22 protein-coding genes and 1 riboswitch are annotated in these 25,867 nt (G+C 64.7%); of the genes, 16 read left to right on the top strand and 6 right to left on the bottom strand.

All coding sequences use genetic code 11. The features are described 5' to 3' along the window. Positions 1-34: 34 nt before the first annotated feature. A complete protein-coding gene (locus DSD28_RS20555) occupies positions 35-3,427 on the top strand; it encodes a DUF3971 domain-containing protein (RefSeq protein ID WP_119258306.1) in 3,393 nt (1,130 codons plus the stop codon). 47 nt (positions 3,428-3,474) lie between these two features. Here the strand turns inward: DSD28_RS20555 and tyrS are convergent, their stop codons facing one another. After that, on the bottom strand, positions 3,475-4,728 hold the full coding sequence (gene tyrS, locus DSD28_RS20550) for a tyrosine--tRNA ligase (RefSeq protein WP_119258305.1): 1,254 nt from the start codon (positions 4,726-4,728) through the stop codon (positions 3,475-3,477). A 114-nt stretch (positions 4,729-4,842) separates the two neighbouring features. On the opposite strand from tyrS, the gene DSD28_RS20545 reads away from it, so the two are divergent. Both DSD28_RS20545 and DSD28_RS20540 read left to right on the top strand, forming a co-directional pair. Beyond that, entirely contained in the window at positions 4,843-5,976 is a 1,134-nt protein-coding gene (locus tag DSD28_RS20545) for an anhydro-N-acetylmuramic acid kinase (RefSeq protein ID WP_119258304.1), read from the top strand. A gap of 90 nt (positions 5,977-6,066) precedes the next feature. Continuing rightward, on the top strand, positions 6,067-7,245 hold the full coding sequence (locus DSD28_RS20540) for a GGDEF domain-containing protein (protein WP_119258303.1): 1,179 nt from the start codon (positions 6,067-6,069) through the stop codon (positions 7,243-7,245). Between the two features lie 60 nt (positions 7,246-7,305). On the opposite strand, the gene DSD28_RS20535 is transcribed toward DSD28_RS20540, so the two are convergent. After that, entirely contained in the window at positions 7,306-7,983 is a 678-nt protein-coding gene (locus tag DSD28_RS20535; RefSeq protein ID WP_119258302.1) for an alpha/beta hydrolase, read from the bottom strand. Between the two features lie 211 nt (positions 7,984-8,194). Between DSD28_RS20535 and DSD28_RS20530 the strand changes: the two genes are divergently transcribed. The 9 genes from DSD28_RS20530 to DSD28_RS20490 all read left to right on the top strand — a co-directional run bounded on the left by DSD28_RS20530 (position 8,195) and on the right by DSD28_RS20490 (position 17,587). Continuing rightward, positions 8,195-9,364 (top strand): cysteine desulfurase family protein, encoded by a 1,170-nt coding sequence (locus DSD28_RS20530; RefSeq protein WP_119258301.1) that lies wholly within the window; start codon positions 8,195-8,197, stop codon positions 9,362-9,364. A 136-nt stretch (positions 9,365-9,500) separates the two neighbouring features. After that, positions 9,501-10,970 (top strand): Fe-S cluster assembly protein SufB, encoded by a 1,470-nt coding sequence (gene sufB / locus DSD28_RS20525; protein ID WP_119258300.1) that lies wholly within the window; start codon positions 9,501-9,503, stop codon positions 10,968-10,970. A 74-nt stretch (positions 10,971-11,044) separates the two neighbouring features. Further along, positions 11,045-11,800, top strand: coding sequence for a Fe-S cluster assembly ATPase SufC (gene sufC, locus DSD28_RS20520; RefSeq protein ID WP_119258299.1), 756 nt, complete (start codon positions 11,045-11,047; stop codon positions 11,798-11,800). A 23-nt stretch (positions 11,801-11,823) separates the two neighbouring features. Continuing rightward, entirely contained in the window at positions 11,824-13,098 is a 1,275-nt protein-coding gene (gene sufD / locus DSD28_RS20515; RefSeq protein ID WP_119258298.1) for a Fe-S cluster assembly protein SufD, read from the top strand. 15 nt (positions 13,099-13,113) lie between these two features. Continuing rightward, the gene (locus DSD28_RS20510; protein ID WP_119258297.1) at positions 13,114-14,352 is read left to right on the top strand and encodes a cysteine desulfurase; all 1,239 of its coding nucleotides are present in this window, start codon (positions 13,114-13,116) and stop codon (positions 14,350-14,352) included. A gap of 10 nt (positions 14,353-14,362) precedes the next feature. Then, positions 14,363-14,743: an SUF system Fe-S cluster assembly protein gene (locus DSD28_RS20505; protein ID WP_119258296.1), complete on the top strand. Its 381-nt coding sequence runs from the start codon at positions 14,363-14,365 to the stop codon at positions 14,741-14,743. 79 nt (positions 14,744-14,822) lie between these two features. Then, positions 14,823-15,212, top strand: a complete 390-nt coding sequence (sufA, locus tag DSD28_RS20500; protein WP_119258295.1) for a Fe-S cluster assembly scaffold SufA — start codon at positions 14,823-14,825, stop codon at positions 15,210-15,212. A gap of 117 nt (positions 15,213-15,329) precedes the next feature. Beyond that, positions 15,330-17,204, top strand: a complete 1,875-nt coding sequence (locus DSD28_RS20495; RefSeq protein WP_119258294.1) for an ATP-binding protein — start codon at positions 15,330-15,332, stop codon at positions 17,202-17,204. Further along, positions 17,180-17,587, top strand: coding sequence for a response regulator (locus tag DSD28_RS20490; RefSeq protein ID WP_119258293.1), 408 nt, complete (start codon positions 17,180-17,182; stop codon positions 17,585-17,587). The genes DSD28_RS20495 and DSD28_RS20490 overlap by 25 nt, the downstream gene beginning before the upstream one ends. Positions 17,588-17,736: 149 nt before the next feature. On the opposite strand, the gene gcvP is transcribed toward DSD28_RS20490, so the two are convergent. The 4 genes from gcvP to DSD28_RS20470 all read right to left on the bottom strand — a co-directional run bounded on the left by gcvP (position 17,737) and on the right by DSD28_RS20470 (position 22,820). After that, complete coding sequence (gene gcvP, locus DSD28_RS20485; RefSeq protein ID WP_119258292.1) at positions 17,737-20,598, bottom strand: aminomethyl-transferring glycine dehydrogenase; 2,862 nt, start codon at positions 20,596-20,598, stop codon at positions 17,737-17,739. Then, positions 20,598-20,960, bottom strand: a complete 363-nt coding sequence (gcvH, locus tag DSD28_RS20480) for a glycine cleavage system protein GcvH (RefSeq protein ID WP_119258291.1) — start codon at positions 20,958-20,960, stop codon at positions 20,598-20,600. Before gcvH ends, gcvP begins: the two co-directional genes overlap by 1 nt. A 39-nt stretch (positions 20,961-20,999) precedes the next feature. Continuing rightward, positions 21,000-22,139, bottom strand: a complete 1,140-nt coding sequence (gcvT, locus tag DSD28_RS20475; RefSeq protein WP_119258290.1) for a glycine cleavage system aminomethyltransferase GcvT — start codon at positions 22,137-22,139, stop codon at positions 21,000-21,002. A gap of 156 nt (positions 22,140-22,295) precedes the next feature. After that, positions 22,296-22,395: riboswitch (glycine riboswitch) on the bottom strand. A gap of 137 nt (positions 22,396-22,532) precedes the next feature. Beyond that, positions 22,533-22,820, bottom strand: a complete 288-nt coding sequence (locus tag DSD28_RS20470) for a hypothetical protein (RefSeq protein ID WP_119258289.1) — start codon at positions 22,818-22,820, stop codon at positions 22,533-22,535. Between the two features lie 254 nt (positions 22,821-23,074). Between DSD28_RS20470 and DSD28_RS20465 the strand changes: the two genes are divergently transcribed. Genes DSD28_RS20465 through DSD28_RS20450 form a run of 4 tightly spaced genes read left to right on the top strand, consistent with a single transcriptional unit; the run spans position 23,075 to position 25,806 of the window. Beyond that, positions 23,075-23,311, top strand: a complete 237-nt coding sequence (locus tag DSD28_RS20465; protein WP_024271053.1) for an Lrp/AsnC ligand binding domain-containing protein — start codon at positions 23,075-23,077, stop codon at positions 23,309-23,311. A gap of 56 nt (positions 23,312-23,367) precedes the next feature. After that, positions 23,368-24,363 (top strand): RluA family pseudouridine synthase, encoded by a 996-nt coding sequence (locus tag DSD28_RS20460; protein ID WP_119258288.1) that lies wholly within the window; start codon positions 23,368-23,370, stop codon positions 24,361-24,363. Then, entirely contained in the window at positions 24,363-25,028 is a 666-nt protein-coding gene (locus DSD28_RS20455; protein ID WP_119258287.1) for an HAD-IA family hydrolase, read from the top strand. Before DSD28_RS20460 ends, DSD28_RS20455 begins: the two co-directional genes overlap by 1 nt. Next, entirely contained in the window at positions 25,021-25,806 is a 786-nt protein-coding gene (locus tag DSD28_RS20450; RefSeq protein WP_119258286.1) for an ATP12 family chaperone protein, read from the top strand. The genes DSD28_RS20455 and DSD28_RS20450 overlap by 8 nt, the downstream gene beginning before the upstream one ends. The last annotated feature ends 61 nt before the right edge of the window (positions 25,807-25,867 follow it).

The raw sequence follows: 25,867 nt of genomic DNA, 5'->3' as shown, positions 1-25,867 counted from the left end.
CGCGGCGCAGAGGGGCAAAGGAAACAGACGCGAGATGGGAGAAATCCGCGGCGAGAAAGTCGTGTTCCGGAAGCAGGACATTGTTCCGCTGCACGAATTGCCGTCCGCGCAGGCGCATGAGCCCATCCTCCTGCATGCCGTCGAGACGAGCCGTACGGGTATTCTCTGCCGCATCGCCGCGACGGCCGTCGCGCTCGTGCTGTTCCTCGGCGCGGTCGTCATCGGCCTCGTCGAGATGGGAATTTTCGACAATGCGCTGAATGCCCGCGCCGTCACGGCGCTCAATCAGGCGCTCGGGCCGCGCTACCGGGCTTCTGTCGATCATACGGTCGTGCGGCTTGCGGGTCTCAACGGCTTCGCGCTGAAGGCGGAGAACGCGCGCATCATCGAGGTCGAATCGGGCAAGGAGCTGGCGACCACCGAATCCGTCGGCATCGTGCTCGATCCCTGGGCGCTTGCCACGGGCCATGTCGCGGTCTCCCGCCTCGATGTGGACGGCGCGATGTTCAACGCGGCGCTCCTGCCGAAGAGCAAGCCGCTCGACCTTGCCGCGCTGCGCATTTCCGATGTGCCGGACTATCTCAAGACCACCTTCGAGCGGCTGGACGGCATCAATCGCCTGATCGACGTCAACGCGATGCAGGCCGTCAGCATTTCCGAACTCGGTGCGACCTTCGCGGGGCCGAACGGCAAGCCCGTGGTGCTTTCCGTCGCCAGCCTGCGGTTTTCTCGCGACGATGCCGGCGTGATGTCCATCGAGGGAGCCTTCGAGCTGCAGGGCAAGGAGGGGGAGATCGACCTGAAGGCGGCGACGGGCAACGGGGCCGTGCAGGGGCTCGACGGGGCGATCCGCAATATTGCGCTCGGCGACTTCTTCCTCAGCCACAGCCCGGACGGCGAGGTGCATGCCGGCCTCGATACGACGGTGGATCTTGCCATCCACGCGCGCCGCGAGAGCGAACAGGCAAAGCCGCAGCTGACGCTGGGCGTGAAGCTTGCCGCCGGCGCGATCTACGGCGACGGCGTCGCCGCCGAGCTGCGGCCGTCCACCGTGCAGGCGACCTACAATTTCGACAAGGGGGCCATTGAGCTCGCCTCGTCGGATGCCGGCGTCGGGCTCTCGCACTTTCCCTTCACGGGTGGCCTGATCGATCTCGACCGCGTATCCGACAAGTCGGACAAGGGCTTTGCCATCGACCTCGTCTTCAGCAATGCGATCAGCCGTCCGGTCGATTCCAGCGAGGCGCCGATCCGCTTCGACGCCAAGGTGAGCGGCGCTTATCTGCCGGCGGCCAGGAAGCTGCAGTTCGACGAGATGGCCGTTTCGAGCGACAAGGGCAATGTCGCCGGCTCGCTCGCGATGCGCTTTTCCGACCGCGAGCCGGAGGTGAGTTTCGTGATGATCGCCAGCGAGCTTCAATCCGCGGCGGTCAAGCAGTTCTGGCCCTTCTGGATGGGCAAGATAGCGCGCAGCTGGGTTCTGAAGAACATCTACGGCGGCACCATTACCAATGGCCGCATCGAGTTCTATCTTGCCGAAGGTCGCCCGCGCGAGCCGGGCGTGCCGATGCATCTCGACGCGAACGAATTGAAGATCGATTTCGACATCGAGGGCGCCCGCATGAATATCGCGGGCGATATTCCGCCGCTGCGCGATACGTCCGGCAAATTCCGCCTGCGCGGCCCGCGCACGGAAATCTCCATTACCGGCGGCACGGCCTATTTCCCCTCGGGGCGCACGGTAGCGCTGACCGGCGGCACCTTCGTGCTGCCGGACAATTACACCAAGCCACTGATGGCGGACATGGACATCGACGTTTCCGGCGATGCCGACGCCATCGCCGAACTCGTTACCTACAAGCCGATCCGCGCGCTGCCGGCGACCGGTTTTGCGCCGGAGGATTTCAGCGGTCACGTGAAGGCCAAGGTGAAGGCGCATTTCGGGGTCGTTTCCGCGCACAATCCGCCGCCGCCGCAATGGACCGCGGCCCTGACCCTCGACGACGTGGACGTGCGCAAGCCGATCGCCGGACGCAACGTCACGGGACTGCATGGCCTGCTCGCCATCGATCCCACGGTGGCCAGTCTCGATGCGAAAGCCGATATCGACGGCGTTCCGCTCAATCTCGAACTGGTCGAGCCGGTCGACAAGAAGGCGGGCATCGTGCGCAAGACGGTTCTGACCGGAACGCTCGGCAACAAGGAACGGCGCAAGCTGCTGCCGGGGCTCGACGACGTGATCGAGGGCAATATCGCGGTCCGGCTAGAGCAGGAGGGCGACGGTCCGCGCCAGGTCGAGGCCGATGTCGGCGCTGCCGCGATCTCCATTCCCTGGCTTGGGTGGACGAAGGGCGCAGGCATCGGCGGCAAGGTGACGTTGACCGCGAATACAGACGACAAGGTGACGCGGATTTCCGGCTTCCGCTTTGCCGGCGACGGTTTCAGCGTTTCGGGCGATCTCGCGTTTCACGGCACGACGCTGGATTCGGCGAACTTCTCCACTGTCCGCCTGTCCGCCGACGATCGGTTCAGCCTGAAGGTCGACCGCGCCAAGTCCGGCTATCAGGTGCGTGCCGATGGCGAGGCCGCGGATCTGCGCCAGGTGCTGGCGCGGCTGAAGAATCCGGGTGGTGGCAGCGACGGCGGGGACAAGCAGAATATCAGCGTGGAGGCCAATCTCTCGCGGGTGGTGGGCTTCAATGGTGAGACCCTTTCCGGCGTCAATTTCCGCTATGCGACGGCGGGCGATCGCATTTCAGCGGTCGATCTCTCCGCCGTGACGGAGAGCGGCGCACCGGTGGTGGTGAAGCTCGCCAATAACGGCGCCATCGATATCATCCAGTTGACGAGTGGCGACGCCGGCGCGGTCGCACGCTTCGCAGATATCTACGGCCACCTGCGCGGCGGTCTTTTGAACGTGCGGCTGAGCCAGCGGACCAATGGCGGCTGGGCGGGCTCGGTCGATATCCGCAATTTCGCGCTCGTCGGCGAGGAGCGGCTGCGCTCGCTCGTCTCCACCCCGGCCGGTGAGAACGGCCGCAGCCTGAACGACGCCGTGCGCCGCGAGATCGACGTCAGCGCGGTGAAATTCTCGCGCGGCTTCGCGCAGGTGCGGATCGGCGGCGGTACGCTCGCCCTCGACAACGGCGTGGTGCGCGGCGAAACGGTGGGCGCGACCTTCCAGGGAACCGTGCGCGACGCCAACGGCCGGATCGACATGACCGGCACCTTCATGCCGGCCTATGGCCTAAACCGGCTGTTCGCCGAACTGCCGCTGATCGGCATCATCCTCGGCAACGGCAACGACCGCGGCCTGATCGGCATTACCTTCAAGCTCTCCGGCGCCTTCGACAAACCGAACCTCATCATCAACCCGCTCTCGATCATCGCGCCGGGCGTCTTCCGCAACATCTTCGAGTTCCAATGAAAAAGGCCGCCCGGAGGCGGCCTTGATGGTGAAGTGTGTCCGGCCGCTCAGGCCGGGCGGACGAGAATATGCTTCTTCTTGCCGAGCGAAAGCTTGATCACGCCGTCGGCGGAAACGTCCGCCGTGCCGATGACGCGGCGCTCGTCCGATACGGCCGTGTCGTTGATGCGCACGGCACCGCCCTGGACATGGCGGCGCGCTTCGCCGTTGGAGGCGGCAAGCCCTGCCTTGACGACGAGCGTCAGCAGGCCGATGCCGGCTTCCAGTTCACCGGCCGCGACGTCGATCGACGGCAGGTTTTCCGCGATCGCGCCTTCCTCGAAGGTCTTGCGCGCGGTCTCGGCGGCCTGTTCGGCAGCCTGTCGGCCATGCAGCATCGCCGTCACTTCCGTCGCGAGGATTTTCTTCACCTCGTTGATCTCGGCGCCGCCGAGCGCGGAAAGGCGGGCGATCTCGTCCATCGGCAGCGTCGTGTAGAGCTTCAGGAAGCGCGGAACGTCCGCATCTTCCGTGTTGCGCCAGTACTGCCAGAAATCATAGGCCGAGAGCATTTCCGGGTTCAGCCACACGGCGCCGGAGAGCGACTTGCCCATCTTGGCGCCAGACGCGGTGGTCAGCAGCGGCGAGGTGAGGGCGTAGAGCTGCGGCGTGCCCATGCGGTGGCCGAGGTCGATGCCGTTGACGATGTTGCCCCACTGGTCGGAGCCGCCCATCTGCAGGCGCACGTCGTAGCGCTTGTTCAGTTCCACGAAGTCGTAGGCCTGCAGGATCATGTAGTTGAATTCGAGGAAGGACAGCGACTGCTCGCGTTCGAGGCGCATCTTCACGCTGTCGAAGGAGAGCATGCGATTGACCGAGAAATGCCGGCCGACATCGCGCAGGAACTCGAGATAGTTGATGCCGAGCAACCAGTCGGCATTGTTGATCATCAACGCGTCCTTCGGGCCGTCGCCGTAGGTCAGGTAGTTGGAGAAGACCTTCTTGATGCCGGCGATGTTGGTGCTCAGCGTTTCCGGCGTCAGGAGCTGGCGCGCCTCGTCCTTGAAGGAGGGGTCGCCCACCATGCCGGTGCCGCCGCCCATCAGCGAGACCGGGCGGTGGCCGGTCTTCTGGAACCAGTGCAGCATCATGATCTGGATGAGCCCGCCGGCGTGGAGACTCGGCGCCGTGGGATCGAAGCCGATATAGGCCGTCACGGTTTCCTTGGCGAGAAGATCGTCGAGGCCGGTTTCATCGGAAATCTGGTGGATGAAACCGCGCTCTTTCAGCGTGCGAAGGAAATCGGATTTGAATTCGGACATGGCCTGTCTCTCTGGTGGGATCGTGCTTGGTCGGGAAGATTTTCCCGCGGACCGCCGGGCGTTTAGCACCGTTTGCGCGCATAATCACTTCAAAAGTGATTCTGGAGTGGCGGCATGACGGGGATGTTGACGGCGATTGGCCTGATGAGCGGCACGAGCCTCGATGGCATCGACGTGGCGCTGCTGCGCACGGACGGTGAGGCTGTAGTCGAGCGCGGACCGTCGATGGGGCGTCCCTACGACGTGGCCTTCCGCCGCCGGCTGCAAGGCGCACTGGAGACAGCCAAGATGATCGGCGAGCGCGGCGAGCGGCCGGGCGATCTGGCTGAGATCGAGCGCGAACTGACCCTTCGCCACGCCGAGGCGGTGCGCACATTCCTTGCCGAGAACGATCTGCGGTCGGATGACATCGACGTTATAGGCTTCCACGGCCAGACCGTGCTGCACCGGCCGAATCAGGGCCTCACCGTGCAGCTCGGCGACGGCGACCTGCTGGCCCGCGAGACCGGCATCGACGTGGTCTACGACATGCGGGCGAACGACATGGCGCATGGCGGGCAGGGCGCGCCGCTGATCCCGGCCTACCATGCCGCGCTTGCCGCAGGCCTTTCCCGCGCCAGCGGCGAGGCTGTGGTCTTCGTCAATATCGGCGGCATTTCCAACATCACCTTCGTCGGCAGCGGCAGCGAGATCGTCGCCTATGACAGCGGGCCGGGCAATACGCTGATCGACCAGTGGGTGGAGGCCCATGCCGGCATTCCCTACGACCAGGGCGGCATGATCGCCTCGGAGGGCAGGGTGGACGCCGGTCTTGCCGAGCGCTACCTGGGCCACGCCTTCTTCACCGACAAGGTGCGCCGCTCGCTCGACCGCAACGATTTCCGCCCGCCACAAGGCGTGGAGGCGAGCCTCGAGGACGGTGCGCGCACGCTGGCGCATGTCACCGCCGCCGCCATCCTGCGCTCCGCCCGCCATCTGCCGGAGCGGCCGAAGCTCTATGTCGTCTGCGGCGGCGGGCGGCTCAATCCGGTCATCATGGGCGACCTTGCAGCGCTTGCCGGGCCGGAGGGCGCCGCGGTCGTGGCCGCGGAGGCCGTCGATCTCAACGGCGACAGCATGGAGGCGGAGGCCTGGGCCTATCTCGCCGTGCGCTCGCTGCGCGGGCTGCCGCTCACCTTCCCGGGAACGACGGGCGTGACGGCGCCGGTGACGGGCGGCCTGTTGCGGAAAGCAGCCCCTTCCGATTAACGCTTTTTTCGTCGCCGTTCTCTAGCATCCGTCCGATCGTACCGGGGCGTTTCCGCACGGCGCGACATCGGTTCTTGTATAAGGTGGCCAATGAGTGGCGCAGGTTTCCTGCTGACGGTGAACTTCCTCATCGCGCAGTGTTTCTGCATGTTTTTCCTGGCGGTTTCCGCCCGCAGCCGCAATCGGGTCGCCGCCCGCTGGTTTGCCGGCTGCTTTGCCGTCGCGTCTCTCTCGACCGTCTTCGAACTGCTCGTCGCCTATGTTCCCCCGGCGAAACCCTGGGCGATCCTCGCCTTCGCCTCGATGCTGGGCGGCATGTTCATGCTGCGCGTCGGCATCGGTCAGCTTTATGGCCTGAAGACCAGCCGGCTCGGGCTTGCCGCGCTCTTTGCCGCCTTCGTCGCGGTCGACTGTTTCATCTACGATCTGCCGCGCGGCACGCTGCAGCATGCGCTGCCCTACCAGACGCCTTTTGCGGTGGCGCTCGGCCTCAGCGCCTTCGCGGCCTGGCGCGCGCGGGAGAAAACCTTCGTCGACCGGGCGCTTGTCGTATTGCTGGCCGTCACCAGCGCGCATTTTCTCCTCAAGGCTTTTGCCGCCGTCCTTGCTGGATCGGGCAATACGGCGAAGGACTACCTCGCCAGCCAGTTCGCGCTCGTGTCGCAGAGCATGGGCGCGGTGCTCATCGTCGCCGTCGGCCTCATGCTGCTCTGCGTGCTCGTGCTGGAGATCGTCGCGGACGAGAAGGTCAACGCGGAGATCGACCCGCTCTCCGGCCTGCTCAATCGCCGCGGCTTCGACAACCGGGTCGATGCGCTGATTGCGGGCCCGGGGCCGCACAGCATCGTGCTCTGCGACCTCGACCACTTCAAGGCGGTAAACGATACCCATGGCCACCAGGGCGGCGATGCGGCCATCCGCGCTTTCGGCGAGATGCTCAGCGCAGCGGCGCCCAAGGGCGCGCTTGCCGCGCGCATCGGCGGGGAGGAATTCCTCATGTTCCTGCCGCGCACCGGCAAGGAGGCCGCCTTGCTCTTTGCCCATGCGCTGCGGGCGACGCGGGCCGTCTCGCCCATTCCGGGCCTTCCGGCCGGAATAAGAGTGACGTCCAGCTTCGGTGTTGCCGAAATCGGCGACCGGGAGCCTTTCCGGTTCGCCATGCGCCGGGCCGATGACGCGCTCTACGCCGCCAAGAATGCCGGCCGCGACTGCGTGCGCGAGGCCGAGCCGTCGGCCGTCGTGCTGGAAGTCGTCAAGCGGGCGAACTGACGGTAAAGAAAAAGCCCGGAGGCGGGGCCTCCGGGCTCGATGTCTTTGGTTTTCGGCCGATCAGCGGATGCGCTTGGCGGCCGGCTCCGGCGTCAGTTCGCCGGCAAGGCGACGGTCGAGATAGTCCTCGCATTCCGCCATCAGCGTCTCGGTCTGGCCGTTGAAGAAGTGATTGGCGCCCGGCACGGTCTTGTGCGTGATCAGGATACCCTTCTGCGCCTTCAGCTTTTCGACGAGACCGTTGACGTCCTTCTCCGGCGCGACCTTGTCGGCTTCACCATTGATGATCAGGCCGGACGACGGGCAGGGCGCCAGGAACGAGAAGTCGTAGGTGTTCGGCTGCGGCGCGATCGACATGAAGCCTTCGATCTCGGGGCGGCGCATCAGGAGCTGCATGCCGATCCAGGCGCCGAAGGAATAGCCGGCGACCCAGCAGCTCTTGGAATCGGGATGAAGGCTCTGCACCCAGTCGAGCGCCGAGGCGGCGTCGGAGAGTTCCCCCGCGCCGTGGTCGAATTCGCCCTGGCTGCGGCCGATGCCACGGAAATTGAAACGGAGAGTCGTGAAACCGCGCTTCTGGAACATGTAGAAGAGCTGGTAGACGATCTGGTTGTTCATGGTGCCGCCGAACTGCGGATGCGGGTGCAGCACGATGGCGATAGGGGCGTTCTTCTGCTTGGACGGCTGGTAACGGCCTTCGAGGCGACCGGCGGGTCCGTTGAAGATGATTTCGGGCATTCTTACTCCGGCACATTCGCGTTCTGAAACGGATTCTTGTCAAGTCAAGTCTTGACGAAAGCACTCAGCTTTTCTAGAACCTAGTTTAGAACTGTTCGAAACTGTTTGGACGCATCTGGCGCCATGAGTTTGGTGTCATAAGGCAAGCCCGGCGGAAATTTCAAGAAAAATGCACGTCGTCTTGATCTTGCCGGACACGCACGGATAACGAATGACGAAGACTGAGCGCACATATCTCGACTGGAACGCCACCGCGCCCTTGCTGGTCGCGGCGCGTGAGGCCGTGATCGCCGCGCTCGACACGGTCGGCAATCCGTCTTCCGTGCATGGCGAGGGCCGGGCGCTGCGCATGCTGGTGGAAGCCGCGCGCCGTGACGTTGCCGCGCTCGTCAATACGGCCCCGGCCCATGTCATCTTCACGAGTGGCGCGACCGAGGCGGCGAACCTTGTCCTGACGCCCGATTACCGCATGGGTCGCACGCCGCTTGCCATCGGTCATCTCTATGTGTCCGAGATCGAGCATCCGGCGGTCCGCGAGGGCGGGCGCTTTCAGCGGGAGAACGTAACGACTGTTCCGGTCACGCGCGCCGGTGTGGTGGATCTGGAAGCGCTCGAAACGCTGCTCCAGAACCATGACAAGGCCAAGGGTCTGCCGATGGTTGCCGTCATGCTCGCCAACAACGAGACAGGCATCGTCCAGCCGGTGAAGGCTGCCGCGGAAATCGTGCGCCGCCATGGAGGTCTCCTCGTCGTTGATGCGGTGCAGGCCGTCGGCCGCATGCCGGTCGATATCGAGGCGCTGGATGCCGATTTCCTCATCGTCTCCTCGCACAAACTCGGCGGTCCGAAGGGCGCCGGCGCGCTCATCGCGCGCGGCGAGGTGCTGATGCCCGCGCCGCTGATCCGTGGCGGCGGGCAGGAGAAGGGGCACCGTTCCGGCACAGAGAACCCGGCGGCGCTCGCCGGCTTTGCCGCCGCGGCGCGTGCGGCGACCGCCGACATGGTTGAGCGCAATGCCCGGATCACCGGTCTGCGCGACGCGCTGGAGGCGGGCATGCGGCTTGCGGCCAATGACGTGATCATCCACGGCGCGGACGGCGAGCGCGTCGCCAATACGTCCTTCTTCAGCCTGCCGGGTCTCAAGTCCGAGACGGGGCAGATCGCCTTCGACCTCGAAGGAATCGCGCTTTCGGCGGGTTCCGCCTGCTCGTCCGGCAAGGTCGGGCAGAGCCATGTGCTGACGGCCATGGGCTTCGATGCCGCGCTCGGCGGACTTCGCGTCTCGCTCGGGCCGGGATCGGCGCAGGCGGATGTGGATCGGTTTCTGGCCGCTTTCTCGCGCGTCGTCTCGCGGCGCCGCGTGACGGGGAACGCGGCCTGAAGGAATCTTGCGGAAACGCGAGTTTTCGCTTGCCAAAGGGTGGGAAAAGCCGCCTTTGGCGCTTACATAACCGGCGGCTCACCGCCACCCGTTAACAAGCTGCCGGACCTTGTCTCCGGCGAGATTGGAGAACGATATGCCTGCGGTGCAGGAAACGATCGATCAGGTCCGTCAGATTGACGTCGACCAGTACAAATACGGCTTCGAGACGAAGATCGAAATGGACAAGGCCCCGAAGGGTCTTTCCGAGGACATCATCCGCTTCATCTCTGCCAAGAAGGACGAGCCGAATTGGATGCTCGAATGGCGCCTCGACGCCTATCGCCGCTGGCTGACCATGGAAGAGCCCACCTGGGCGCGCGTCGATTATCCCAAGATCGACTTCAACGACCTCTACTACTATGCCGCTCCGAAGAACCAGAGTGGCCCGAAGTCGCTCGACGAGGTCGATCCCGAGCTGCTGAGGACCTATGAGAAGCTCGGCATTCCGCTGCGCGAGCAGGAAATCCTCGCCGGCGTCGAAAAGTCCAAGATCGCCGTCGACGCCGTCTTCGACTCCGTCTCCGTCGTCACGACCTTCAAGGAAGAGCTGAAAAAGGCCGGCGTGATCTTCATGTCGATCTCGGAAGCCATCCGCGAATATCCCGAGCTCGTGAAGAAATATCTCGGCTCTGTCGTTCCGGCGACAGACAATTTCTACGCCACGCTGAACACCGCCGTCTTCACCGACGGTTCCTTCGTCTTCGTACCGAAGGGCGTTCGCTGCCCGATGGAACTGTCGACCTACTTCCGTATCAACGAGAAGAACACCGGCCAGTTCGAGCGTACGCTGATCATCGCGGAAGAGGGCGCTTACGTGTCCTACCTCGAAGGCTGCACCGCGCCGCAGCGTGACGAGAACCAGCTTCATGCCGCTGTGGTCGAACTCGTCGCGCTCGACGATGCCGAGATCAAGTATTCCACCGTCCAGAACTGGTATCCGGGCGACAAGGAAGGCAAGGGCGGCATCTACAACTTCGTGACGAAGCGCGGTGATTGCCGCGGCAAGAACTCGAAGATCTCGTGGACGCAGGTCGAGACCGGCTCCGCCATCACCTGGAAGTACCCGTCTTGCATCCTGCGCGGCGATGGTTCGCGCGGCGAGTTCTACTCGATCGCCGTTTCCAACGGCCATCAGCAGATCGACTCGGGCACGAAGATGATCCATCTCGGCAAGAACACGTCGAGCCGTATCGTCTCCAAGGGCATTTCCGCGGGCTTCTCCAACAACACTTATCGCGGCCAGGTTTCGGCCCATCGCAAGGCGGAGAACGCGCGCAACTTCACCCAGTGCGACTCGCTGCTGATCGGCGACAAGTGCGGTGCGCATACCGTGCCCTATATCGAGGCGAAGAACGCCACGGCCCAGTTCGAGCACGAGGCGACCACCTCGAAGATCTCGGAAGACCAGCTGTTCTACTGCCTGCAGCGCGGCATCCCGACCGAAGCGGCGATCGCCCTGATCGTCAACGGCTTCGTCAAGGAAGTCATTCAGGAACTGCCGATGGAATTCGCCGTCGAGGCACAGAAGCTGATCGGTATCTCGCTGGAAGGCTCGGTCGGCTGACCTTCGCCCATTGATCATCCGGGCGCGCGCAAGACGCGCGCCGACAAACGAATTCGTCCGAAAAGGATACGTCCATGCTTGAAATCAAGAACCTGCACGCCCGCATCGCCGAAGACGGCACCGAGATCATCCGCGGCCTGAACCTCACCGTGAAGGCTGGCGAAGTCGCCGCCATCATGGGTCCGAACGGCTCCGGCAAGTCGACGCTTTCCTACATCCTCTCCGGCCGCGAGGACTATGAAGTCACCGAGGGCGACATCCTCTATAACGGCGAGAGCATTCTGGAACTCGACCCGGCAGAGCGCGCCTCCAAGGGTATCTTCCTTGCCTTCCAGTACCCGGTCGAAATCCCGGGTGTCGCCACCATGCAGTTCCTCAAGGTCGCGATGAACGAGCAGCGCAAGGCGCGCGGCGAGGACGAGCTGACGACGCCGGACTTCATGCGCCGCGTCAAGGAGGCCGCCGCCGAACTGAAGATCGCGCCGGAAATGCTGCGCCGCCCGCTGAATGTCGGTTTCTCCGGCGGTGAGAAGAAGCGCGCCGAGATCCTGCAGATGTCGCTGCTGGAGCCGAAGCTGTGCGTTCTCGACGAGACCGATTCCGGCCTCGACATCGATGCCCTGAAGATCGTCGCCGACGGCGTCAACGCGCTCCGTTCGCCGGATCGCGCCGTTATCGTCATCACGCACTATCAGCGCCTGCTCGACTACATCGTGCCGGATACGGTCCACGTTCTCTACAAGGGCCAGGTCATCAAGTCCGGCGACAAGACGCTGGCGCACGAGCTGGAAGCGAACGGCTATGCCGACATCATCGGTGCTGCCGCCTGACGGCACGGTGAAGGAGTGATCCCATGAACATGCAGACAGGCATGAAGCTTTCGGTCGCCGAGACCGCGCTTTGCGAAGCCTATGACAACGCCATCGGCGAACTGCCGGGCGACGGCGCGGTTCTGGCCGCACGTGATACGCTGATCAGCGACTTCAAGGCCGCCGGTCTTCCGACGCGCCGCGTGGAAGCCTGGCACTATACGGACCTCAAGGCGCTCCTGCGCGCCGTTCCGGCGTTCGACCCGGCGGCTTCGGTCGCCAAGGTCGGCTCGCTGGTCGAGGGGTCGGCCGTGGTTTCGGTCGCAAACGGCCTCGCCGACGCCCGCGCGACGGCCGAGGGTGTGACGGTGCGGACTTTCAAGGACGCGCTGGTGGACGGCACCGCCGCCGCAGGGCTTGCCGCCCGTGACGGCGACGATGCCATCGGCCGCATCAACGGCGCCTTCGTGCGCGATGGTTTCGTGCTCGATCTGGCTGACGGTACCGAGCTGGAAGCTCCGCTCGAGATCCAGACGATCCAGAACGCCGGCCAGACGCATACGCGCTTCCCGGCGACCTTCGGCGCCAATACGAAGGCGACTGTCATCGAGCGCCATGTGGCCGGCGGCGAGAACGCTGCCTTCGTGACGACGGTCAGCGACATCACGCTTGCCGACGGTGCGGAGATCACCTGGATCATCCTGCAGACGCAGGGCGCTGCGGATACCCATCTCGGCCAGATCCGCATCACGCTCGGCACCGACGCGAAGCTGCGTCTTTACGTAGTCAATGCCGGCGGCAAACTCGTCCGGCAGGAAATCCATGTGGTCGTTTCGGGTGAGGGCTCGGACCTGACGCTGCGCGGCATCAATCTTCTCGGCGGCGAGACGCACAACGACGTGACCTTCACGGTCGGTCATGACGTGCCGAACACGACGTCGAGCGAAGTTATCCGCAACGTGATCTTCGATCGCGCGCGCGGCGTCTTCCAGGGCCAGATCCGCGTTGCGCCGGATGCCCAGAAGACCGACGCCAAGATGTCGTGCAACACGCTGCTGCTCTCCGACGAAGCCGATTTCTCCGCCAAGCCGGAGCTGGAAATCTTCGCCGACGACGTGCAGTGCGGCCACGGCGCGACCGTGATCGATATCGACCACACGCAGCTCTACTACCTGATGGCGCGCGGCATTCCGGAAAACAAGGCGCGCGCCATGCTGGTCAACGCCTTCGTCGCCGAGATCGTCGAGGAGCTGGAAGACGAGCCGCTGGTCGAAGCGCTGGAAGGCATCATCGCCGCCTGGCTGGAAAAGCACGCCTAGTTTAGGACGATCGAGATGGAACAAGCACCCGCACTGGCCTACGACGTCGAGGCGATCCGCAAGGATTTTCCCATCCTGTCGAAAACGGTCTATGGCAAGCCGCTGGTCTATCTCGACAACGGTGCTTCGGCGCAGAAGCCGCAGGTGGTGATCGACGCGGTCGCACATGCCTATTCCAACGAATATGCAAACGTGCACCGCGGCCTCCATTTCCTGTCGAATGCCGCCACGGACGCCTATGAGGCGGCGCGCGAAAAAGTGCGCCGTTTCCTGAATGCGTCTTCGGTCGACGAGATCGTCTTCACGAAATCCTCGACCGAGGCGATCAACACGGTCGCCTATGGCTACGGCATGCCCAGGATCGGCGAGGGCGACGAGATCGTCCTTTCGATCATGGAGCACCATTCCAACATCGTGCCGTGGCATTTCATCCGCGAGCGGCAGGGTGCGAAGCTCGTCTGGGCGCCGGTCGATGAGACGGGCGCGTTCCAGATCGAAGAGTTCGAGAAGTGCCTGACGGAGCGCACGAAGCTCATCGCCATCACGCATATGTCGAATGCGCTCGGCACCATCGTTCCGGTCAAGGAAGTCTGCCGCATCGCCCGCGAGCGCGGCATTCCGGTTCTGGTGGACGGGTCGCAGGGCGCAGTGCACATGCCGGTCGACGTGCGCGATATCGATTGCGACTGGTACGTGATGACCGGCCACAAGCTCTACGGCCCCTCGGGCATCGGCGTGCTCTACGGCAAGATGGATCGCCTGAAAGAGATGCGCCCGTTCCAGGGTGGCGGCGAAATGATCGTCGACGTGAGCGAGGATATCGTCACCTATAACGATCCGCCGCACCGCTTCGAGGCCGGCACGCCGCCCATCGTGCAGGCGATCGGTCTCGGCTATGCGCTTGATTACATGGAGAAGATCGGCCGCGCGGCGATCTCCGCCCATGAAGCCGATCTGCGCGACTATGCCCATGAGCGGCTTTCGGCGATCAATTCGCTGCGCATCTTCGGCACGGCGCCGGGCAAGGGGTCGATCTTCTCCTTCGAGCTGGAAGGCATCCATGCCCATGATGTGTCGATGGTGATCGACCGGGCAGGGGTTGCGGTGCGCGCTGGCACCCATTGCGCCCAGCCGCTCTTGAAACGCTTCGGCGTCACCTCCACATGCCGGGCATCGTTCGGCCTCTACAATACGCGTGCCGAAGTCGATGCATTGGCCGATGCGCTCGACCATGCCCGCAAGTTCTTTGCCTAGGAGCAGGCCCATGTCCCTCGACGCAACGGAAGACAAGATCGACGTCCGCGACGGCATCGTTCACTCGGCGATCCCGGCCGACGAACTGGCCCGTCTCAGCGACGACGTCATTTCCGCCCTGAAGACGGTCTATGACCCGGAAATCCCGGCCGATATCTTCGAGCTCGGTCTGATCTACAAGATCGACATCGAGGACGACCGCATGGTCAAGATCGACATGACGCTGACAGCGCCCGGCTGCCCCGTGGCCGGCGAGATGCCGGGCTGGGTCGAGAACGCCGTCGGCGCCGTGGAAGGCGTGTCCGGCGTCGAGGTCAAGATGACCTTCGATCCGCCGTGGACGCCGGACCGCATGTCGGAAGAAGCGCAGGTTGCGGTTGGCTGGTATTGATCGCTTAACCGCCGATCACTAGATTCAGATTCGGAAACCATCGGGCCTTGAACCCGTTAGGTCGAAGGAGATTATGCCCATGGCCTTTGCAGTCATGACACTGACCGACGCGGCGGCAAACCGCGTCAAGGCGATCGTCGACAATGCCGGTGGCGATGCCAGGGGTATCCGCGTCGGCATCAAGAAGGGCGGTTGCGCCGGAATGGAATATTCCGTCGACCTCGTGACCGAACCCAATGCCAAGGACGACCTGATCGAGCTGAACGGCGCCCGCGTCTGGGTCGCGCCGGAGGCCGTGCTCTATCTTCTCGGCACGCAGATGGATTTCGAGGTGACGACCCTGCGTTCGGGCTTCACCTTCCACAATCCCAACCAGACATCCGCCTGCGGCTGCGGAGAATCGGTCGAGTTGAAGCCTGCCGATCTCGCAGCCCTTGCCGCCGCCGGCCAGCCGACCGTCCGCGCCTGACTGGCTGGCCGACGACTGCGAATCCTTGCAGCTTCCCTTCACGGACGGTTTTGCCTAGTCTCCGACGCGCGGCATGAGAGGCTCGTGCCGCCGTGATCGCCAGGAGGGGCGCGAGCGATGACCGGCTTTGCCGCGGCACTTTACGAAAACCTGCCGTTTCCCGTCCTGATCGTGGATGCCGGGGCCTGCGTCGTCTCGCACAACGAGGCCGCGGCCCGCGCCTTCGGCTGGAATCGCGACGGCCGCAGGCCCGATGCTGCCGCCGTTATCGACGGGGCGAACCCCGCCACGCTGCTTGCCCGTCATGCCGCGGAAGGTCGCGAGAACACCCATGCCTTCGCCTTCCGCCACGAGAACGGCTCGCTGTTCGAAGCGACGGCCCATGTCATTCCTTTGCCGGACGAAGCGGACGGCGCGGCGCGCTACGCGCTCCTCCTTCGCAGCCTCCTCAGCGGCGGCAGCCATGGCGAGCAGGTCCTGCTCGGCCAGCGCATCGCTGCCGCGCTCGACACCATGACCGAGGGCTTTGCGATCTTCGATCCGGCGGAGCGGCTTGTGATGTTCAACCGCTCCTACAAGGAGCGCTGCGCGGGCGCGCGGGATGCCGTGCGTGTCGGCGCGACGATGGAAAGCATCGTGCGCGCCAATATCCGCGCCGGAATGTACCCCGGCATCGAGGAGGGAACATCGGGGGCCGAGGCCCTGGTGCGTGAGCGCCTTGAAAAACACCGGGATGCCGGCGGTGGCGGCGCCGTCTTCGAATTCGGCAAGGGGCGCTGGATCCGCGGCGAAAGCCATGTCGCCGAGACGGGCGATATCGTCGCCATGCGCATCGACATATCGGAGCTGAAGCGCACCGAGGCGGCGCTGGAGGAAAAGCGGCGCGAATATCTCTCCCTGCTGCAGATCCTGCCCGACATGATCCTGCGCTTCGACAGGAACCTGACCGTCCGCTTCGCCAACGACAAATATGCCGCCCATATGGGCTCGACCACCGACGCGCTGATCGGCCGGTATCTTCCCGAGGTCGCCTGCGCGCCGGAACAGACAGCCGTGCTGATGGATATCGCCGCCTATACGCGGGACGCTCCTGTGAAGACGCTGGAAATCTGCATCGATCACGAAGGCCAGCCGATGTGGATGCTGTGGACGGCCGTCGCGATCTTCGATGGGGAAGGCGTCAGCGAGGTTGTCAGCGTCGGCCGCGACATCACCGAGGCCAAGCGCCAGCAGCAGCGGGTGGAGGCGCAGACGAACGAGCTGCGCCGCAAGAACGAGGCGCTCGACCAGTTCACCGCCACCGTCTCGCACGACCTGAAGGCGCCGCTGCGTCATCTCTCGATGTTCGCCGAGATGATCTCGGAGGACGTGCATCGCGGCGAGTTCGCCGAACTGCCGGCCTATGCCGATCATGTGCGCAAGAGCTCCGCGCGCATGCGGCGCATCATCGACAGCCTGCTGGAATTCTCGCAGATCGCCTACCGCATCGCCACGCCGAAGCCGGTCTCGCTCTCCGGCGTGGTGGGCGATGCGCTGGCGCTGCTGGAGGGCCATGTGGAGGAGACCGGCGGACGGGTGGAGGTCGAGCCGCTGCCGGAGATCATGGGGGATCCCGAGCTCCTGAAGCGCCTTGCGCAGAATCTCATCGGCAACGCGCTGAAATACCGCCGTCCCGACAAGGCGCCGTCCGTCCGCATTTATGCAAGGCAGCGGCCCGATGGCATCGACCTTGTTGTGGAGGATGACGGGATCGGCATCGACCCGCAGCATGTCGGACGCATTTTCGAAGTTTTCCAGAGGCTTCACCGCGACGAGACGGTCTATCAGGGCACCGGCGTCGGGCTCGCACTGGCGCGGCGGATCGTCGAGAGTCACAACGGCGTCATAGCGCTTGACACGAGCTATGCTCCCGGCGCACGCTTCATCGTGACGTTTCCGCAACCCGTGAAATCGAAGGGGAGCGAACAGTGGGAGGTTCGGCCAGAAAGCTGATCGTCGTCGATGACGATCCGGTGGACGTGCGCTTCGTCATGCGCGCCTTCAGCGATACCGGAAGCCCGATCGAGATCACCCATGCCGCCGATGCCGAGGCCGCCAGCGACCGGCTCGATGCGGAAGCCTTCGACTATATCCTGCTCGACATCAACATGCCCGGCATCAGCGGCATGGAGCTTCTCAAGCGCCTGCGCGGCCGGCCGCGCACGGCGGTGACGCCTGTCATCATGCTTTCCTCGTCGTCGAACACCGCGGACGTCAGCCGCGCCTATGAGAACGGCGCGAACGCCTATGCCGTCAAACCCTCGACGCTGAGCGGCTACCGCGAGTTCGCCGAGGGCTTCACTCGCTTCTGGGTCGACGTCGCCGTCGCACCCTGATCCAATCCCTGCCCGCAATGGAAAACCCCGGCCGATGGCATCGGCCGGGGTTCGTTCGATGTCGACGCCGCTTCCTTTTCTGGCGTCATGGTCGGATCAGGCCCGACCATGACGAAGGAGACGTGAGCGGACCTGAGACAGGCCGGGATTTACTCAGCCGCTTCCGCGTAATCCTCCAGCGGCGGGCAGGAGCAGACGAGGTTGCGGTCGCCGTAGACATTGTCCACGCGGTTGACCGGCGACCAGTACTTGTCGACCCGGAAGGCGCCCGGCGGGTAGCAGGCCTGTTCGCGCGAATAGGGGCGATCCCATTCGCCGACGAGGTCTTCCACCGTGTGCGGCGCGTTCTTCAGCGGGTTGTTGACCGGGTCCATCCGGCCTTCCTCGATGGCGCGCGCTTCCTCGCGGATCGCCAGCATCGCCTCGCAGAAGCGGTCGATCTCGGCCTTGGTCTCCGATTCCGTCGGCTCGATCATCAGCGTGCCGGCGACCGGCCAGCTCATGGTCGGGGCGTGGAAGCCGCTGTCGATCAGGCGCTTGGCGACGTCGTCGACGGTGACGCCGGCGCTCTCGGCGAGCGGGCGCGTGTCGATGATGCATTCATGCGCCACGCGGCCCTTCGCGGACTTGTAGAGCACGTCATAGGCGCCCTTGAGCCGGGCGGCGATGTAGTTGGCGTTGAGGATCGCCACCTTCGTCGCCTGCGTCAGCCCTTCGCCGCCCATCATCAGGCAATAGCTCCAGGAGATCGGCAGGATGGAGGCCGAGCCGAAGGGCGCCGCCGAGACCGCGCCGGCCTCGCCGGTTATCGGGTTTGCCGGCAGGAAGGGCGCAAGATGCGCCTTGACGCCGATCGGTCCCATGCCGGGACCACCGCCGCCATGCGGGATGCAGAACGTCTTGTGGAGGTTCAGGTGCGAGACGTCACCGCCGATATCGCCGGGACGGGCAAGGCCGACCATGGCGTTCATATTGGCGCCGTCGATGTAGACCTGTCCGCCGTGCCTGTGCACGATCTCGCAGACCTCGCGCACGTTCTCCTCGAAGACGCCGTGCGTGGAGGGGTAGGTGATCATGCAGCACGAGAGGCTTTCCGCGTACTGCTCTGCTTTCGCGCGGAAATCCTCCATGTCGATGTCGCCGTTGTCCGACACTTTTACGACGACGACCCGCATGCCGGCCATCTGTGCGGAGGCGGGGTTGGTGCCGTGCGCGGAGGTCGGGATGAGGCAGACGTCGCGGTGCGTATCGCCGTTGGCGAGGTGGTAGGCGCGAATCGTCAGGAGGCCGGCATATTCGCCCTGCGCGCCGGAATTCGGCTGCATGGAGACCGAGTCATAGCCGGTAATGTCGCAGAGCTTCTGCGATAGGTCCTCGATGAGGTGCCGGTAGCCCAGCGCCTGGTCGGCGGGAACGAAGGGATGGATCTCCGAGAATTCCGGCCAGGTGATCGGCAGCATCTCCGCCGTGGCGTTGAGCTTCATCGTGCAGGAGCCGAGCGGGATCATGGCGCGGTCGAGCGCGAGGTCCCGGTCGGAGAGCCGGCGGATGTAGCGCACCATCTCGCTTTCGGCGCGGTTCATGTGGAAGATCGGATGCGTCAGGTATTCGCTGGTGCGCAGCAGGTCGCTCGGCAGGCGGTAGTCCGGCTCGAAGGCCGACACTTCGAAATCGCCGCCGAAGGCGCGCCAGACGGATTCCAGCGTGATCGGCCGCGAGCGCTCGTCGAGGCTGATGCCGATGCGGTCGTCGCCGATCCTGCGCAGGTTCACGCCTTCCGCGACGGCCGTCTTCAGGATGATGCCCTGCAGCTTGCCGACATGGACGGTGATCGTGTCGAAGAACACCGCCGGCTCGACGGTATAGCCGAGCTTTTCGAGGCCCTTGGCAAGAAGCACGGTCTTCTGGTGCACGCTCTGGGCAATCGCCTTCAGGCCCTGCGGACCGTGGAAGACGGCATACATCGAGGCCATGACGGCGAGCAGAACCTGCGCGGTGCAGATGTTCGACGTCGCCTTCTCGCGGCGGATGTGCTGCTCGCGCGTCTGGAGCGACAGGCGATAGGCGCGGTTGCCGCGCGCGTCGATGGAGACGCCGACGAGGCGGCCGGGCATGGAGCGCTTGTAGGCGTCCTTGACGGCCATATAGGCCGCATGCGGGCCGCCATAGCCGACCGGCACGCCGAAGCGCTGGGTGCAGCCGATGGCGATATCCGCATCCATGTCGCCGGGTGACTTGAGGAGCGCGAGCGCCAGCGGATCGGCCGCCATGACGGCGATGGCGCCGGTCTGGTGCAGCCGGGCGATGAGGCCGGTGAAGTCACGGACATGGCCGTAGGTGCCGGGATACTGGAAGATCGCGCCGAAGACGTCGACCGGATCGAGATCGGTGAAGGGATCACCGACGACAATGCTCCAGCCGAGCGGCTCGGAACGGGTCTTCAGCAACGCGATCGTCTGCGGATGGCAGTTCTCGTCGACGAAGAAGGTGGTCGCCTTGGATTTCGCCACGCGTTGCGCCATGGCCATCGCCTCGGCGGCGGCGGTCGCTTCGTCGAGCAGCGAGGCATTGGCGACGTCGAGGCCCGTCAGGTCGCAGACCATGGTCTGGTAATTGATGAGCGCTTCGAGACGCCCCTGGCTGATTTCCGGCTGGTAGGGCGTATAGGCCGTGTACCAGGCGGGGTTTTCCAGGATATTGCGCTGGATGACCGGCGGCGTGATCGTGCCGTAATAGCCCTGGCCGATCAGCGAGACGAGCTTCTTGTTGCGGTTCGCGGTCTCGCGCAGCTTGTCGAGCGCCTCGCGCTCGGTCATCGGCGCGCCCCATTCGAGCGGCTTGGTCTGGCGGATCGATTTCGGCACGGTGTCGTCGATCAGCGCGTCGAGGCTCGGATAGCCGATCACCTTCAGCATCGCCTCCATCTCCTTCGGCGAAGGGCCGATATGGCGACGGTTGGCGAAGTCGTAGGGCTGGTAATCGGTAAAGGCGAAATCCTTGGGCAGGTTCATCAGCCGACAAGCTCCTTGTAGGCGGCTTCATCCATCAGCGCATCCGCATCGGCCGGGTTGGCGAGCTTCAGCTTGAAGAACCAGCCGGCGCCCTGCGGGTCGCTGTTGACGAGGGAAGGATCGGCCGTGATGGCCTCGTTGACTTCGACGATCTCGCCGTCGAGCGGACAATAGACGTCGGAAGCAGCCTTCACGGATTCGACCGTGGATGCATCGCCGCCCTTGGAGAAGGTCGCGCCGACTTCCGGCAGTTCGACGAAGACGAGGTCGCCGAGCTGTTCGGCCGCATGCGTCGTGATGCCGACGGTGGCAACGCCGCCTTCGATCTTCAGCCACTCGTGTTCTTCGGTGAATTTCAGCATGTGTGTTCCTCTCAATGAAGTTGTAGTTGGCGGCTGTTGTCAGCGTTTGAAGGTGTTCTTGACGAAGGGCATGGTCGCTACGGTGACCGGCAGGAATTTTCCGCGCACGCCTGCATAAAGTTGCGTGCCGGGGGCGATGGCGGATTTGGTGACGTAGCCCATGGCGATCGGGCCATCGACATTCGGGCCGAAGCCGCCCGAGGTGACCGTACCGACGACGTCCGTGCCCTCGGGGTCTGTCGCCAGCACCGCGCCGGCGCGCACGGGCGCACGGCCTTCGGGCTTCAGGCCGACACGACGGCGGCCGGCGCCGTTTTCGAGCTGGTCGAGAATGACGGAAGCGCCGGGGAAGCCGCCTTCGCGCTCGCCGCCCTTGCGGCGAACCTTCTGCATGGCCCATTCGAGCCCGGCCTCCACCGGCGTCGTGCCGGTGTCGATGTCGTTACCATAAAGGCAGAGCCCGGCCTCGAGGCGCAGCGAATCGCGGGCGCCAAGGCCGATCGGCAGCACGTCCGGATGGTCGAGCAGGCGGCGACAGACAGATTCCGCAAGGTCGGCCGGGATGGAGATCTCGAAGCCGTCCTCGCCGGTATAGCCGGAGCGCGAGACGATGCAGTCGGCATCGTGCAGGTCGCAGGCGCGCACGTCCATGAAGCGCATGGAAGAGACATCGGCCCACAGTTCCGCAAGCACTGCCTCGGCATGGGGGCCTTGAAGCGCAACCAGCGCGCGGTCGTCGTGCAGCGTCAATTCGCAAGCCTCGCCGATCTTCGCCTGCATATGGGCGAAATCCGCATCCTTGCAGGCCGCGTTGACGACGACGTAGAAATGGTCGCCGCGGTTGGCGATCATCAGGTCGTCGAGGATGCCGCCTTCGTCATTGGTGAAGAGCGCATAGCGCTGGCGGCCTTCGCCAAGGCCGACGATATCGACCGGCACCAGCGTTTCGAGCGCCCGGGCCGCATCGGCATTGTCGCCGGAGCGGGCGCGCACGGTGACCTGTCCCATATGGGACACGTCGAAAAGGCCGGCGGCGGTGCGGGTGTGCAGGTGTTCCTTCATCACGCCAGCCGCATATTGCACCGGCATTTCGTAGCCGGCGAACGGCACCATGCGGGCGCCGAGCGAAAGGTTCAGCGCGTGAAGCGGGGTTTTCTTGAGTTCAGACGTTCCGTCCAAAAGGCGCCCTCCAGTCCTTGGGCGCCCCTGTTGCGTCGGGCGCCGGCTCATAAATCCAGGCGCATATGCGCCGTTCTCCTGAGCCCCCTCTGTCCCTTCGCCTGAGATTGTTATCCCTTCGGCGAGCGCTCTCGCGCTTCTCTCCAGAGTTCCGACGGCACCTTGCTGGTCCTTTTGCCTGAGAGTTTCCGGGGCGGTTGCTCCTTCGGCACCGGCCATCCCCTGAGGGGCGGCCGGTTTCTCCCAGCGAGGTCGGCTCCAGATAACGACCTTGCCCGCGCTTTGGCAAGAGGCGGCGTCGCTGCCGAGCAAATTTTTGTCGTAGGCCCCGGCGGGCAAGAAAAAGGCCCCGGGGCGGGGCCTGAGAGGATGGAGAATATGTTCCCGGAGAGATCAGACCGCTTCGGCCGGCAGCGGCTCGCCATTCTCGTCGTAGTGGCGCTGCGCCTCGGCGACCGTGAGCTGCGGCGTGCTGACCGGGGCGGTGAGGAGGGCGAGGGCAAGCGCCGGAGGCTGGATGACGTTGAGCATGGCGAGCGTGCGCGCATCGCCGTGGACCTTGGCATCTTCGCTCCAGTGATGGATGCGCTGCTCGAAGAGCGTGCCCGTGCGGGTCTGCATCTTCATGCCCTGCGAGGCGTAGGCGGCGGTGGTTGGCGAGACTGTCACGATCTGGGTCATGGCGTTTCAACGTGGTTGGTCGATTGACCGAATCTAGCAGTTGCGCCTTTCTCATGCGTAAAACGCAATGGTTGCATTTTCATCGAGTTTTAACGATCTGTACGAAATTCGGGCGGCCTTGCCTTTGCCGTGAAAATTCCGTCATAAGGAGCCTAGGATGCCGCCGGAATCGGGCGGCTCGCGTGGTCCGGGCGCAGGCGTGCCCGACACGGCACCAGGACGACAAGCATGCCGCCGATGGCGCGGGAGGACCGATGAAGCCGATTTTCGTGCAATTGCAATGCGCTCCGGGCAAGACTTACGAGGTCGCCGATGCGCTTTACGCTACGGAACTCATCTCGGAGCTCTATTCCACCAGCGGCGACTACGATCTCCTCCTGAAGATCTATGTCGACAGCGAGGAGGACATCGGCAAGTTCATCAACGACCACGTCGCCTCCATTCCCGGCATCGTGCGTTCGCTGACGACGCTGACCTTCCGCGCTTTCTAGGCTGTTTCCCTTCGGGCCTTCTTGCGCTAAGAGCGGCGCAACGAAAGAAGGCGAAGATGGCAGGCATCGAACACAAGCAGGTGGACAACGACGAGGCGGGCATGCGCCTCGACCGGTGGTTCAAGGTCCACTATCCGGGCCTCGGCTTCGGCCCGCTCCAGAAGTTGCTGCGCTCCGGCCAGGTGCGCGTCGACGGCGGCCGCGCCAAGAGCGATACGCGCCTGCAGCCGGGCCAGACCGTGCGCATCCCGCCGATGGACATCGATGCCAAGGGCGTCAAGGCCGGTCCCATCGCCGGCCGCGACCTGAAACATTCCCCCGATGGCGAGCTGCTCGCCCGCATGCTGCTGCATGAGGACGACAAGGTCTTCGTGCTCAACAAGCCGGCCGGCATCGCCGTGCAGGGCGGCTCGGGCGTCACCCGGCACATCGACAAGATGCTGGAGGCCTGGACGAGCCAGAAGGGCGAGAAGCCGCGCCTCGTGCACCGCCTCGACCGCGACACGTCGGGCGTCCTCGTCATCGCCCGCACGCGCGGCGCGGCGCAGAAGCTGACCGCTGCCTTTCGCGAGCGCGACACCAAGAAGACCTACTGGTCCGTGGTCAAGGGCGTGCCGAAGAAGCGGGAGGACAAGATCTCCACCTGGCTCGTCAAGGAGCAGACGCCGGACGGCGACCGTATGCGCATCGCCAGGCACGGCGAGGACGGCGCGGACCACGCCGTTTCCTTCTACCGCGTGGTCGAGCAGGCCGGGCAGAATTTCGCCTGGCTGGAGATGGAGCCCTATACCGGCCGCACCCACCAGCTTCGCGTCCACGCGGCTCATATCGGCCACCCGATCCTCGGCGATCCGAAATATTTCGATGCGGACACCAATTGGAGCTTCCCCGGCGGCGTGCAGAACCGCCTGCACCTCCATGCCCGCCACATCGACATTCCGCATCCCTCCGGGGGGCGCCTGCGCGTCACCGCGCCGCTGCCGCCGCACATGGTGCAGACCTGGAACCTCTTCGGCTTCGACCAGAGCGCGGCGGACGGGGAAGACGACTGATGCGGCTCGTTCTTTTCGATTGCGACGGCACGCTGGTCGACAGCGTGAAGCTGATCCACGAGGTGATGGCGCGCACCTTCGTCGATTTCGGCCATGCCCGGCCGGACGTCTCCGAGACCAAGGCGATCATCGGCCTGACGCTTGATATCGCGATCGCCCGCATGCAGGGCAAGCCGCATGTCGACGACGAGGCGCTGGCGATGACCGCGCATTACAAGGCGATCTTTACCGGCGTGCGCGCCGAGGCGGGCTTCCAGGAGCCGCTGTTTCCCGGCATAGCCGAGATGATGGCGCGGCTGGAGCGGGAGGACGCGCTTCTCCTCGGCGCCGTCACCGGCAAGTCGCGCCGCGGCCTCGACCTCATCCGCGCCACGCATGGCTTCGAAAAGACCTTCTTCGTCTCGCGCACGGCGGATGACTGCCCCTCCAAGCCGCACCCCGCCATGGTGACGGAATGCTGCAGCGAAGCGGGCATTGATGCGGCCGATACGGTTGTCATCGGCGATGCGATTTACGATATGCAGATGGCGAAGGCGGCCGGCGCCAGGGCGATCGGCGTTTCCTGGGGCTATGCCTCCGTGCCCGAACTGGTCGAGGCCGGCGCGGATTACATCCTGCGTACGCCCGCAGACCTTCTCGAATGGCTGGAGATTTCCGATGCGTGACATTCTGAGCGATCTTTCCGATGCGATGAGCGATCCCGATCCGGTTCGCCGCGCGCAGATCCAGATGAAGCGGCCGCTGCCGAAGCGGTTCTACAAGGAGGTCTCGACCGACAGCACGGACGAGGGCCACCGCATCCTGCTCGACGGCCGCCCCGTGCGCACGCCCGGCAAGAAGCTGCTCGCCGTGCCGGCCCCCGCCATCGCCGAGCGCCTGCGCGCCGAATGGGACGGGCAGGGTGAGGAGATCGATCCCGCGAAGATGCCGGTGACGCGCCTTATCAACACGGCCGTCGACGGCGTCGCGGACAATCTCGACGCCGTCTTCGAGGAGATCGTGCGCTTCGCCGGCACGGACATGCTCTGCTACCGCGCGGATTCGCCGACCGGCCTCGTCGAGCGTCAGCGCGACGGATGGGACCCGATCATCCGCTGGGCGGCGGACGCCAGGGGCGCGCGCTTCATCCTCGTCGAAGGCGTGATGCACCAGGAACAGCCGGCCCCGGCCATCGCCGCCTTCTCGGACGCTCTGTCCGCCTGGCGCGACCCGCTGGCGCTCGCCTGCCTGCATACCGTGACGACGCTGACGGGCTCGGCGCTGCTGGCGCTGGCGCACGCCGAAGGCGTGATCGATGCCGACCGGGTATGGTCGCTCGCCCATGTCGACGAGGACTGGCAGATCGAGCAATGGGGCACCGACGAGGAGGCCTTCCGCCGCCGCGAATTGCGGCGCGGGGAGATGGACGTCGCCGCCGCCGTGCTTGCCGATATCCCGCGCTGATCCTTCCCTAAGACCATCTATGTAGGGCGATCCCCTTCAAGCCCCCGGTTCCGCATGCTAA

It is taken from the genome of Shinella zoogloeoides, assembly GCF_003574625.1.
GTDB lineage: Bacteria > Pseudomonadota > Alphaproteobacteria > Rhizobiales > Rhizobiaceae > Shinella > Shinella zoogloeoides_A.
The sequence above is the reverse complement of the archived record's forward strand: the minus strand, read 5'-3'. Positions and strand labels throughout refer to the sequence as shown.